Below are 12,054 nucleotides of genomic sequence, written 5' to 3'. Positions count from 1 at the left end.
CTTGCTCCAGTTTTGAAGGGTTGGTTTTGGCACGATTAATATCCAAGCCCTATTGGCGCGATTTGCTAGCATTTGGCGGGCTACTTGGCTTGTTGCTCTTGACGATGGTGCTGAGCCTTGGCATCGGTGCGGTGCAATTTAGCCCCAGCGAAGTGCTGCAAGCAATTATTCAGCCTCAGCATTCCAGCACCAACAGCACTGCTGTCACGATTGTTTGGGATTTGCGGCTGGCTCGCATGCTCTTGGCGGCCTTGATTGGCGCTGGTTTGGCTAGTGCGGGCGCGGCATTTCAGGGCTTATTTCAAAATCCCTTGGCTGATCCATTTGCGATTGGTGCATCGGGCGGGGCGGCATTGGGCGCAACTTTAGCGATTGTGCTGCAAATTCAGTGGCAATGGCTGGGGTTTAGTGCGGTTGCCCTGTGTGCTTTTATTGGTGCTTTGTTGGCGGTTGGCGTGGTGTATACAATTGCCGAAGTTGGTGGGCAAGCACCACGCACGGCCTTGCTCTTGGCAGGAGCAGCGCTCAGCACCATGCTTTCGGCTACAGTTTCGTTATTGTTATTGATGAATGAGCAACCGTTGTATGAGGTGTTTGCTTGGTTATTGGGCGGTTTATCGGGCCGTAGCTGGGATAATTTGCGCAGCAGTTTGCCGTTTGTGGTATTGGGTATTGCCTGGCTTTGGCTGTTAGCACGGCGGATCGATGCCCTGAGTTGTGGCGATGAAGTAGCCCAAAGTTTGGGCTTATCGCTGTGGCGTACTCGAAGTGCCGTGATTGCCGCCGCCAGCATCACGACCGCCGCAACCGTGGCCAATGGTGGCATTATCGGCTTTGTTGGCTTGATTGCGCCGCATATTGCTCGCTTGCTGTTTGGAGCCAACCATGCCCGTTTGATTCCTGCCAGCGGCTTGGTTGGGGCAATGTTGTTGGTGCTCGCTGATACAACGGCTCGTACAATCGCCGCACCCTTGGAATTACCCGTTGGCATTTTAACCGCCATGCTCGGCGGCCCATTCTTTTTGTATCTGCTCAAGCGGTCGCGAGGGATCAGGGACTAGGCAGAAAGATGAAGGATGAGGGATGAGGGATGAAGCAAAAGTCAGACGAGGGCTATGGGCTTTTGGCTATAGGCTATTGGGCAGTTTTTGTGGTTATGAGGCTATAGGACAGCAAGAATATCATCAAACAAATCTGTGCAATCTGTGGCTAAAAAATAATCATTCGTGCAATTCGTGGCGAAAAACAGCCTTCGCGGTTTCGACTCCTTCGTGGATAATTCCTAGAAAGCCATAATCTATGTCAAACCCAATTCTCACAATCAAGCAGCTTGGTTGCCGTTATGGCTCGCGCACAGTATTTGAGCAACTTGATTTACAGGCTACCAAGGGCGAAGTTTTGGCGCTGCTTGGGCCGAATGGCGCTGGCAAAAGCACATTATTGCGTTGTTTGGCACGCTTACAACGCCCGCAACAGGGCCAAATCTGGCTTGATGGGCAGCCATTATGGCACATAAAACCGCGTTTGGTAGCCCAGCAAATTGCCTTTGCCCCGCAGCAAGCTGGCTTAAACCCCGAATTAACCGTTGAGCAAATGCTGTTGCTTGGTCGCACGCCGCATCGTGGTTGGCTACTGCCGATGACCAAAGCTGATCGCGCAATTGTCGAAGAGTTGCTTGAGCGCTTTAATTTAGCCAAGTATCGGCGGCAAAGTCTGGCCGAGCTTTCGGGTGGCGAGCAACGGCGGGTGATTATTGCGCGAGCTTTGGCTCAGCAGCCCAAAATGTTATTGCTCGATGAGCCAACCGCCCATCTTGATTTGAAGTATCAACTAGAAATTATGCAATTGGTCAGCGATTTGGCGCATAACGATGGAGTGTGTGTCATTTTGACCTTGCACGATCTCAATCAAGCTAGCTTGTGTGCCGACCGAATCGCCTTGCTCGCGCATGGCCGCTTGCAAGCAGTTGGCGCACCAAGCGCCGTCTTGCGCAGCGAATTGATCGAAGCAGCCTATGAAGTGCCAATTCAAATGATTGAGCATCCTAACCATAATTTACCGCTGGTGATGCTTCAACCACAGCGCAAGGAAGTAGCATGGCCCAATTAGTTCTATTTACTGGCGGTGCTCGGAGTGGTAAAAGCTGGCGAGCCGAACAATATGCCAGCCAACAAGCCGAGCATGTCGTGTATATCGCCACCGCTCAAGCTGGCGATGCTGAAATGCAACACCGGATTGGTTTGCATCAAGCCCAACGCCCCAGCCATTGGCAAACGCTCGAAGCACCACTGGCGGTCAGCCAAACTCTAGCACAACTACCAAATGGCAGTGTGGTGTTACTTGATTGTCTCACCTTGCTGGTGAGCAACCTCTTGCTTGCCAATGAAACCCAGCCCGAACCGATCGTGCAAGCTGAAATTCAGGCAATCTTGGCGGCTCAGCAAGCCCACGATTTACACTTGATTGTGGTGACCAATGAGGTTGGGATGGGTATTGTGCCCGCTTATGCCTTGGGTCGGGTCTATCGCGACCTGATTGGGCGAGCCAACCAGCAAATCGCCGCCGCTGCCAACGCAGTTTATCTGGTTGTGGCGGGCATTGCGATCGAAGTTCGCCAACTGCAAGCAGCGTGGGCCAAGTAATGCAGCAGCCAATTCATGGGGCAATTGATTATGCTGAATTGCAGCAACGTGGGCTTGTAGCCAGCCAAATTGATGATTTCAGCAGCAACGTCAATCCGCTTGGCACGCCGAGTTTTATTCGCGAAGCGCTGGCAACTGTTGATTTGGCGCATTACCCCGATCGTCAATCGTTGGCCTTGCGGGCGGCGCTGGCCAAACGCCATTGTTGTGAACTTGAACAGCTATTGATTGGTAATGGTAGCAATGAGTTAATTCATCTGATTGCGCGGGCCTTGTTGCAACCAAACGATCCAGTTTTGTTGATTGAACCAACCTTTGGCGAATATGCCTATGCTAGCAGCTTGGCTGGCGCTCAATTGTTGCGCTATCAAGCAACCAGCGAAACTGGATTTGCAATTGATATTGTAGCTTGTTGTCATTTGATCAAGCAACATCGCCCGCGCTTGGTTTGGCTGTGCAATCCCAATAATCCCACTGGCAGCTATTTGGATGCTGAAGCGATTGCCCAACTTCAAGCAGCGTGTACCACAGTTCAAGCCTATTTGGTGCTCGATTTGGCGTATGCTGATTTGGTTGTTGGGGATTGGGGATTGGGGATTGGGGATTGGGGATTGGGTGAATCGAATTCCTCTCGCCGACAAGACGGGCGAGAGTCTGGGAACGGGGGAAGGTTAACCAGCCCCCAGCTCCCAGCCCCCGACAACCATCATCAGATTATTTATCTCTACTCGTTGACCAAAAGCTATGCCTTGGCGGGGTTGCGTTTGGGCTATGTGGTGGCTGAGCAAGCGGTTATCGCTCGCTTGCAGCGTTGGCAGCCGCAATGGAGCGTCAATAGTTTGGCTCAGGCCGCAGGTCTAGCGATTTGCCAACATCCACATTGGCTAGCCCAACAGCTTGAGCAATGGTGGATTTGGAGCGAACAATTACGCCAGGGTTTGAGCCAACTTAGCTTGAAGGTCTTGCCAAGCTGCTTGCCATTTTTCTTAGTTGAAGTGGCGAACGCCCAGCAAACCCGTAGTGCGCTGCTTAACCACGCTTGTTTGGTGCGCGATTGTAGCTCATTTGGTTTGCCGCAGTTTGTACGGATCGCCCCGCGCCAACCAGCGGCAAATCAACGCTTGTTGAATGCTTGGAGAAGTTTATGCTAGCCCCAGTTTTGATGGTTGTCGGAACCGCCTCATCAGTTGGTAAAAGCACCTTGGTTAGTGCACTTTGCCGCATTGCTGCCCGCCGTGGCATTCGCGTCGCACCCTTCAAAGCCCAAAATATGAGCAATAATGCTGCTGTTACCGCCAATGGCGAAGAAATTGCTCGTAGCATTGCCGTCCAAGCAGCGGCAGCCAAACTCACGCCCAGCGTGCAGATGAACCCAATTTTGATTAAGCCCGAAGGTCAACGTCGTAGCCAAATTATTGTGCAAGGCCGACCGTGGCAGACGCTTGAGGCAATTGATTATTGGCAACGCAAACAGCTGCTCTGGGAGATTGTCACCAACAGCCTCGATCAGTTGCGCCAAGCATACGATTTGGTGATAGCTGAGGGCGCTGGTAGTCCAGTGGAATTGAATCTCAAGGCTCACGACATTACCAATATGCGCGTGGCAACTTATGCTCAAGCCCAAACGTTGTTGGTCGGCGATATTGATGTTGGTGGAATTTTCGCGGCGATGTTGGGCACATTGATGCTCTTGGAGCCAGAGGAGCGTCAATTAATTGCTGGCTTAATTGTCAATCGCTTTCGTGGCGACCCCGATTTATTTACTGATGGTATTCAGATTCTCGAACAACGCAGCAACAAACCTGTCTTGGGGGTTGTGCCATGGTTGCCGCAACTTGGCTTGCCCGAAGAAGATGCAGTTGCTTTGGAACGACCTGATCAAACAACCAACAACGCGGCACTAACGATTGGGGTGATTCAACTGCCAGCAATCGCCAACTTCGACGATTTTGATCCGTTGGCCCAAGAACAGGGCGTAGCAGTACGTTACATCAACCAGCCGCATGAATTACAGCATTGCCAAGCACTAATTTTGCCAGGCACAAAACACACGCTGGCTGCCCGGCAATGGCTCACCGAACAAGGCTTCGATCAAGCAATTCAACAATTTCAAGGCCCAATTGTCGGAATTTGCGGCGGCTATCAGTTGCTCGGCCAGCAAATTGATGATCCAGAGGCGGTTGAGGGCATTGGTGGTAGCATGGCAGGCTTAGGCTTATTACCAATCACCACGATTTTTCAGCGCCACAAGCAAACGCGCCAAGTTCAGGCGCTCAGCAATTTACCATGGGCCAAAGCTTACCCACTGGCTGGCTATGAAATTCATATGGGGCGAACTGAACTGTTGGCTGATCAACCAGCCTTTAGCATTCAACAAGCTGAATCAACCCATGCTGATGGCTGCATGCGAGCTAATGGCAAGGTTTGGGGCTGTTACATTCATGGCATTTTTGCGAATACAGAATTTCGCCAAGCTTGGTTGAGCAGACTTGGTTGGCAGGTTCAGTCAGCGATTCAGCCAATCGATCCCTTTGAGCGGCTCGCCGACCATGTTGAAGCATGTTTGGAGCCAAATTTATTGACCAAGTTGTTGGGGCAGGAGATCAGGGACTAGTTATCAGGGGCTAGCGGTCAGAAGCCTCACGAATCCAGGATTGAGCACAATCCCCTGGTCGCTCGTCATTTGTTTTTTGTAGAACCCAGCGGTGCAGAGAACATGTAGGGCGATGGTCTGTAGGCTATCGAAGCTAGATTGAAATACCAACCGTTGTTTCGATAGCCTAGCATCACGATTACCCTGCGCGGCTGGGTTAAGCATTGCGCTTAGCGAATACCAAAAATATTCACAATATGTGGCGTATCAATGATCACATGTGGGGCAATCGTGTGATAGCCCAACGCATGCACCCATGCATTGCCAGTGCGTAAGGTCAGCACCGTTTTGATCATTCCTGCACCAAAGTAATTGATCAACACAAATAGAATCGAAAGCAACGCATTGGTTGGAGTGCTAAAGTTGGTCCAGCCTTCGGCTATATGCACAATTGCATAGCTTAAGCCGCCCAGCAGCACTGTCGTAATCGCCGAACCAGTAATTTTGAGAAACCGTGGAATCAGAATCGAATAGATCAAAATCATGGTTGGCAAGACTGTACCGATGCCATAAATGAACAGTGAAAGTGGCAGGCCCAAGGCTAATTGCCCAAAACTCAAGCGATTGAGGCTTGTACCCAAGGTTGTTAGCTCAAACAGCGATTCTGAGATGGCGATTACGGCGATAACCAAGAGATCGTTGCGGCGATTGCTGGAAACCAAATTAAGCTGAACGGCACTATAGCGACGGCGAAACCACAGATAGGGTACGACTGCATAAAAGCCAAAATTGTAGATCGCCCAGACCCAAACTTCAGCAACTGATAAACCACTATGCCCACCAACTAAAGTTCCTGCTAAGTGGAAACTTAATGGCTGAAACCCGAGCATTGGCCCTAGAACCCAGCCCAAGGCTTGACCAAACGCTGCATAAGCAACCAAGCCCAGGGTTTCACGCATGGCTTGGCTACGCTCGGGGGCGCGGGCAGCAAGATCGATGCTTGGGCGATTGCGGGTCAGCATATAACCCAAGCCCATCAGCACAAATATTTCCAACATCATGACACTTGGCGCAAGTATCTGAAGCGGAAAGGGAATTTCAGCAAAGGCTGGGCGATCAAATGGCAAAGCACCATTGCTTAAAAGGATGATAATGCCATGGCCTAAAATCCATAAAACGAGGGTGAGTTGAACTCCACGATGGCGTAGTATTTGAGCAAACCAACCTTGTTGTGGTTGGGTCGGCGCTGTACTAATTGGTGCTTGAATTGACATTGGATTGCTCCTGATTAATCCATAAGTAGATGGATTGACCATAAAGCCTGACACTGTGTCAGAGTCAAGTCCCAATGAGTCGAGTAAAATCTGACCCCTGAACCCTTTCTTTAGCTGATTTTAATTTTTGCCTTCTGCCTTTTGATTTTACTGTTATTCTCCAAGCACATCGCTCACCGCCATCAACAATTGTTCACGGCGAAACGGCTTGCGAAGATACATCAGCACATTGGGCGTGCCTGCCACGATGTAATGAGTCGAGGCCGACATCATAATGCGCGGAATTTGGCGCAGGCGCGGGTTGTGCTCAAGGATGTGGCAAAACTCATGGCCACGCATATCAGGTAGTAATTCATCAATTAATAGAAGATCGGGGATACTTGTTTCAAGCAACAGCAGTGCTTGGCCGACGCTTGAGGCAGTTAAAATTGTATAATCAGCGCCCAAGAAATGGCGAATCAAGGCGCAAACCGTGGTATCGTCATCAACAGCAAGAATGGTTGGCATGGAAACCCTTCATAACAATGGTAGTGTGATCGATCAGCTTCAACGATGGGATAACCGCGATCGGTACAAAGGATTGGGCAATGCGATGGTTTAGAGTGTTGTTTGTGCTATTGATTGTAGCAGGATTTGGCCTGACATGGTATCTTTTGCAGCCTCAAAATAGCTTGGTTTGGCAAACATTCACCCCTACGGTTATCCCGCTGGAACAGGCTGAGTTGGCCAATCCTGGGCGTGGGCTATATCAATGGCGTGGCCAAACCATGATCTGTCCTAGCGAGTTGATTTCGAATCGCGAACGCTATGATCGCTGGACATGGGCCGAACTTGAGCCAAACGAAAATCAATACGATTGGCAAGAAATTCATCAATTACTGGATATGGCTGAGCAGAACGGCCAGCGGGTTTGGCTCGGTTTGGGGGCAAGTGCTGGCCCAAGTAATAATGGCCCGTTTTTACCAATTTACTTGCAGAAACCTGAATTTGGCGCAAACTTTGAAGGCGATTGGTATCCAAATTACAATCATCCTTTTGTGCAAAACCGCCTCGAAGCCTTGTTGGCAGCCTTTGTGGCCGAATTTGCGGGCGATCAGCGGATTTTGGGCGTGCAGATGCGCAGTTATGGCCGTTATGGCGAGGGCTATTTGCCATGGAACGCCGATAAAAGCCATGGAATGTGGGCCAGCGAAAGTACGGCCCGCTGGCTGGTTGATGCTTGGCATACCCGACTCAGCCCGCATTTTCTGATTTCAATTCCGCTGAGTAATAATCCAGTGTTTTACTATGCCATGACCAAGCAACCCTATTGGAGCATTACCCGTGATGCCTTGGGCATGCCTGAACAAATGGGTAATATTGATCAACTCATTCAAAGTGATATTACGGTTGATGGCCAAGCAATTGGCCCGTTGGTGGCTGAGCGTTGGAAAGTAGCGCCGATGTTTAGCGAGATGATCGGTGAATATGGTGAGCGCGATTATAGTGGCCAGTTTTTGGCAGCCCAAACCCAAGTGATTTCATATCATATTTCGTATGTGAGCAACGGCAATTTTGCCCAGCCCTATCGCGCAAGCCCGTGGGATTTCTGGCGTGATCCAATTAATTGTCCTGAGCAAGCCAGCAATTGGAGTAATGCCGATATTGAGAATTTTATGCTGGCGGGCAAATTAGCCGGTTATCGCTATGCCCCAACCACGATCAAACTCGCCATCGATAACCAGCAGCTCCAGATCGAAAGTAGCTGGCAAAACGCTGGAGTTGCCCCGATATATGAGCGTTGGCCGTTGGTATGGCAATTACGCGATGCTACTCAGACTGTGGTTTGGCAAGGCGAATCAAGCCTTGATTTACGCCAACTTTTGCCAGCCCAAGCCTATGAGCATCGCCAACAATTTGAACAATTCAAGCTGCCAGCGGGTGAGTATGAATTGCGATTGGTTGCTCCAGCGATCAATCGCTATGTACGGCCTTTGCAATTGGCAATTGAAGGCCAGCTGGATGATGGGGCATATCGGATTGGAATTCTGAGCATTCGTTAATATCTAATTCTGGGGCTAATTGCAAAATCGTGGCACAATACAAACACGCCAATAGTTGGCACGATTGGCTTGATCTCACGCTTGCGACGGTTGCGATGGCCTGCTTGATAGGCTATAATGCTGCGACTTTTGCTATTAACGACATAAAGGTTGTAGGGTTATGGAACGAAATCGCTATTTTGTATGGACAGTTGGCTGCCAAATGAACGTCTCTGATTCAGAGCGACTTGAATCGGCACTGCAAGGAGTAGGCTATACTCCTGCGGAGCAAGCTGAAGATGCCGATTTTATTGTATTAAATTCGTGCTCAGTGCGAGCCAATGCTGAAGAAAAGATTATCGGCAAAATCACCGATATTCAACGGATCAAACGAGAGCGGCCTGATACCAAAATTGTGTTATGGGGCTGTATGGTCGGCCCAAATAATCAATCGATCTTCAAGAAAAAATTGCCAATGGTTGATCATTTTGTCTCGCCATCGGCAGTTGATGAGGTTTTGGCTTTAGCGCCTAACCCAATCTACCAACTTGATGAACCAGCCTTGCCTGTAGCCGATTGGCAAGTGCCGCCAGTTAATGTTCATGTACCAATTAATTATGGCTGCAATATGTCGTGTGCCTATTGTGTGATTCCGTTGCGCCGTGGTAAAGAGCGTTCGCGCCCAATGGAAGAAATTGCCGAAGAAGTGCGGCGAATTTGTGCCCGTGGAGCCAAAGAAATTACCTTGCTGGGCCAAATTGTCGATTCATATGGCCACGATTTGCCAGGGCGGCCTGACCTTGCTGATTTGCTGGAATATTTGCATGAAACCCCAGGTTTAGTACGCCTACGCTTTTTGACCTCGCACCCAGCCTTTATGAGCGAAAAATTGTTGCATACAATTGCCCGCTTGCCCAAAGTTATGCCTGATATTAATTTGCCAATTCAAGCAGGCGACGATCAATTGCTCAAGGTGATGAAGCGTGGTTACACTGTGGCTAAATATACCAAATTGATCGAACGGATTCGCGAGATTATCCCCAACGTGTCATTATCAACTGATATTATTGTTGGGCATCCGGGCGAAACTCGCGAGATGTTTGAGCGCACCTTGGAGATGGTTGAAAACATTCGGTTTGATAAAGTGCATATTGCCGCCTACTCCTCGCGCCCAGGCACCAAAGCTGCTGATATGGAGCTTGACCCAGCCTTGGCAGTTGAACATGGTGAAAAGCAATATCGGCGGATTGCACTTGAACGATTGCAAGAACGGATTGCCACTGAGCGCAACGAAGAATGCTTGGGGCATGAGGTTGAGGTTTTGGTCGAGGAATTCACCAAAGGCAAATGGCGTGGCCGTGATCGCAACAACAAATTGGTCTTTTTCGAGGCCGACGGCGATTGGTATGGCAAAGTGGTTAACATTCACGTCACAGAAACTCGCCCATGGTGGTTGGGTGGCAACCTGATCGGCGAAACGCTAGCAATAGGTGCATAAATGAGTTATGGCAATGATGATTCACAACGTGAACGCAATGATGCAGTTTTGAAAGCACTCGGTGGTGTACCGCAACCGCCAGTTGCTCCGTCTGTGCAACCGCAACAACCCATGGCTCAACCTGGCTGGCATCCAGTCGATCAGGGGTATCAAGTGCCGCCAGTGCTCATAGCCGAGGAAGGCAAAAGTAATACCCCCATGGCCTACTGGGTATTGCCAGATTTGATCTTTGGCTTTTTGCTAGCCGTGTTGTTCCAAGTGATCATCATGGTTGGTTATATGCTTGTAAAGGGCTTAAGCAGCTTATCGGATATTGAAGGCTTGCTGACCGATCCAACCTTTATGCTGCTGAACGCTCCAACCTTGGGCTTAGGTTTTACTTTAGCAAGCATCTTGCGGGTCAATATTCTGCGTAAATTGCCCTTAGCATGGTTTGGCCTGAATGGCAAAAAGCTGGGGGTAGCTTTGGGTTTTGGCTTTATTGCAGGCATCAGCTTCTTAGTAACTAATCTTATCTCGGGCGTGATTGCCCAAGCATTGGGTAGCAACCCTGATCAACAAGAACAGTTGATTGGCCCTTTTAAAAATGCTAGCAACCTGCAAATTGGCCTGTTTGGGCTATTTGTGGTGATTATTGGGCCATTTTTAGAGGAAGTCTTTTTTCGTGGCTATGCTTTTCGCGCCATCCGCCAAAAGCTTGGGGTTACGTGGGGCGTGGTGCTGAGTGGCATTTTGTTTGCCCTGCCGCATGCCTTTGGAGTTACAACGGGCTATTTAGGCTTGTTGATTCCGATTTTCCTTGGTGGGGCGATTTTGGCCTTGGTTTACCACTATACCAATAATTTGTGGAGTGCTGTTTTAGCCCACTCAATGAATAACTTTGTTGGATTTCTTGGCCTGCTAGCAGCCTTGAAGCTCGACGTGTAGCAAATCGATGTTTTTTAGGATTAGTTTGAGCGGATGCGGTGTGAGCTGCGTCCGTTCTGTGTGATTAAAACCTGGAGGAACCCAGTGTCCAAGCAAGATGACAAGATGCGCATTCGCAATCGTTTAATCGATCAAGCGATTAGCGAAGCTGCTAACAATCAGTGGGAAGTAGCGATTGAGCTGAACCGCAAAGCAATCGAAATGGCCGAAGATCCCGAAACCTATAATCGTTTAGGTAAGGCCTTACAAGAAGTCAATCGTTATGCTGAAGCGCTCGAAACCTATCAAAAGACGTTAAAACTTGCCCCAAGCAATATTATTGCCCGCCGTAATATTGATAAGCTGACTCCATTATTGAGCAGCGAAGGCAAAACCAATCAACGCAGCCGCGAATTGGTCGATTTGCGCTTGTTTGTCAGCGAAACTGGCAAAACTGGCATTACCACGTTGACCAATTTGGCCAATCCAGGCTTGGTAAGCCAATTGGGTAGCGGCGAGATCGTTGAGTTGCGCCACGAAGGCCGTTTGTTGAATGCCTACACCAGCGATGGGATTTTAATTGGGCGGATTGAGCCAAAACTGGCGCAACGCTTAGCTGAATTGATCGATGGTGGCAACAAATATGCCGCAGCCATCGCCCACATCGAAAACGGTCAAGTGCGGATCGTGATTCGTGAAACCTTCCAACACCCATCACAACGCACCAAAATCTCGTTCCCTGGCAAGCTTAGCGGCGATATGGGAGCTTTCCGCCCGTATGTTCGCGATTATTCGTTGCGCTACGATTTCGATGGCGATGACGATGATGAAGTTGATGAAATGGGTGAGGAAGAAGAAGAAGATCTCGACGAAATGAGCCTCGATGATGTCGATAGCGACGACGGCGACGATGACGATGAATTAGGTAGTTAGTTCGCTTCATTCTAGCCCGCTCTCACAAGGGTAGGTTTTAACAACGGTTGGGTGAAATACGTCATCGATATTCATGCCCTCACCCCCTAGCCCCCTCTCCCGCCCGCGAGGCGAGGGGGAATCCCTCGATCATGAAGCTTGGAACACCCCTCTCCCGCCGCAGTGGGAGAGGGGTCGGGGGTGAGGG

Annotated in this window: 11 protein-coding genes; 9 read left to right on the top strand and 2 right to left on the bottom strand. The window is 49.8% G+C overall.

All coding sequences use genetic code 11. The features are described 5' to 3' along the window. Positions 1 to 26 precede the first annotated feature (26 nt). The 5 genes from DEF47_RS16630 to DEF47_RS16610 all read left to right on the top strand — a co-directional run bounded on the left by DEF47_RS16630 (position 27) and on the right by DEF47_RS16610 (position 5,256). Positions 27 to 1,061 carry a FecCD family ABC transporter permease gene (locus DEF47_RS16630; protein WP_012188610.1) on the top strand — a complete coding sequence of 345 codons (1,035 nt, stop codon included), beginning with the start codon at positions 27 to 29 and terminating at the stop codon, positions 1,059 to 1,061. Between the two features lie 238 nt (positions 1,062 to 1,299). Then, entirely contained in the window at positions 1,300 to 2,109 is an 810-nt protein-coding gene (locus DEF47_RS16625) for an ABC transporter ATP-binding protein (protein ID WP_012188609.1), read from the top strand. Beyond that, positions 2,097 to 2,642 carry a bifunctional adenosylcobinamide kinase/adenosylcobinamide-phosphate guanylyltransferase gene (cobU, locus tag DEF47_RS16620; RefSeq protein WP_012188608.1) on the top strand — a complete coding sequence of 182 codons (546 nt, stop codon included), beginning with the start codon at positions 2,097 to 2,099 and terminating at the stop codon, positions 2,640 to 2,642. The genes DEF47_RS16625 and cobU overlap by 13 nt, the downstream gene beginning before the upstream one ends. Next, entirely contained in the window at positions 2,642 to 3,793 is a 1,152-nt protein-coding gene (locus DEF47_RS16615) for a pyridoxal phosphate-dependent aminotransferase (protein WP_012188607.1), read from the top strand. Before cobU ends, DEF47_RS16615 begins: the two co-directional genes overlap by 1 nt. Further along, a complete protein-coding gene (locus DEF47_RS16610; protein WP_012188606.1) occupies positions 3,787 to 5,256 on the top strand; it encodes a cobyric acid synthase in 1,470 nt (489 codons plus the stop codon). The genes DEF47_RS16615 and DEF47_RS16610 overlap by 7 nt, the downstream gene beginning before the upstream one ends. Positions 5,257 to 5,465: 209 nt before the next feature. Here the strand turns inward: DEF47_RS16610 and DEF47_RS16605 are convergent, their stop codons facing one another. Both DEF47_RS16605 and DEF47_RS16600 read right to left on the bottom strand, forming a co-directional pair. After that, positions 5,466 to 6,509: a hypothetical protein gene (locus DEF47_RS16605; RefSeq protein WP_012188605.1), complete on the bottom strand. Its 1,044-nt coding sequence runs from the start codon at positions 6,507 to 6,509 to the stop codon at positions 5,466 to 5,468. 153 nt (positions 6,510 to 6,662) lie between these two features. Then, positions 6,663 to 7,016 (bottom strand): response regulator, encoded by a 354-nt coding sequence (locus DEF47_RS16600; protein WP_012188604.1) that lies wholly within the window; start codon positions 7,014 to 7,016, stop codon positions 6,663 to 6,665. A gap of 80 nt (positions 7,017 to 7,096) precedes the next feature. Between DEF47_RS16600 and DEF47_RS16595 the strand changes: the two genes are divergently transcribed. From DEF47_RS16595 to DEF47_RS16580, 4 genes are all read left to right on the top strand, one after another. Continuing rightward, a complete protein-coding gene (locus tag DEF47_RS16595; protein WP_012188603.1) occupies positions 7,097 to 8,551 on the top strand; it encodes a DUF4832 domain-containing protein in 1,455 nt (484 codons plus the stop codon). 160 nt (positions 8,552 to 8,711) lie between these two features. Further along, entirely contained in the window at positions 8,712 to 10,028 is a 1,317-nt protein-coding gene (gene miaB / locus DEF47_RS16590) for a tRNA (N6-isopentenyl adenosine(37)-C2)-methylthiotransferase MiaB (RefSeq protein WP_012188602.1), read from the top strand. Next, positions 10,029 to 10,955 (top strand): CPBP family intramembrane glutamic endopeptidase, encoded by a 927-nt coding sequence (locus DEF47_RS16585; RefSeq protein WP_012188601.1) that lies wholly within the window; start codon positions 10,029 to 10,031, stop codon positions 10,953 to 10,955. Between the two features lie 84 nt (positions 10,956 to 11,039). After that, positions 11,040 to 11,867, top strand: a complete 828-nt coding sequence (locus tag DEF47_RS16580; RefSeq protein WP_012188600.1) for a tetratricopeptide repeat protein — start codon at positions 11,040 to 11,042, stop codon at positions 11,865 to 11,867. Positions 11,868 to 12,054 lie beyond the last annotated feature (187 nt).

Origin of the sequence: Herpetosiphon sp. (genome assembly GCF_003512625.1) — a bacterium.
GTDB lineage: Bacteria > Chloroflexota > Chloroflexia > Chloroflexales > Herpetosiphonaceae > Herpetosiphon > Herpetosiphon aurantiacus.
This window is presented reverse-complemented; position numbering and strand designations above follow the sequence as displayed.

What these genes read in the sequence shown, in the direction of transcription:
- DEF47_RS16625 (WP_012188609.1), top strand. Translation starts at nt 1,300, where the DNA reads ATGTCAAACCCAATTCTCACAATCAAGCAGCTTGGTTGCCGTTATGGC.
- cobU (WP_012188608.1), top strand. Translation starts at nt 2,097, where the DNA reads ATGGCCCAATTAGTTCTATTTACTGGCGGTGCTCGGAGTGGTAAAAGC.
- DEF47_RS16615 (WP_012188607.1), top strand. Translation starts at nt 2,642, where the DNA reads ATGCAGCAGCCAATTCATGGGGCAATTGATTATGCTGAATTGCAGCAA.
- DEF47_RS16610 (WP_012188606.1), top strand. Translation starts at nt 3,787, where the DNA reads ATGCTAGCCCCAGTTTTGATGGTTGTCGGAACCGCCTCATCAGTTGGT.
- DEF47_RS16605 (WP_012188605.1), bottom strand. Translation starts at nt 6,509, where the DNA reads ATGTCAATTCAAGCACCAATTAGTACAGCGCCGACCCAACCACAACAA.
- DEF47_RS16600 (WP_012188604.1), bottom strand. Translation starts at nt 7,016, where the DNA reads ATGCCAACCATTCTTGCTGTTGATGACGATACCACGGTTTGCGCCTTG.
- DEF47_RS16595 (WP_012188603.1), top strand. Translation starts at nt 7,097, where the DNA reads ATGCGATGGTTTAGAGTGTTGTTTGTGCTATTGATTGTAGCAGGATTT.
- miaB (WP_012188602.1), top strand. Translation starts at nt 8,712, where the DNA reads ATGGAACGAAATCGCTATTTTGTATGGACAGTTGGCTGCCAAATGAAC.
- DEF47_RS16585 (WP_012188601.1), top strand. Translation starts at nt 10,029, where the DNA reads ATGAGTTATGGCAATGATGATTCACAACGTGAACGCAATGATGCAGTT.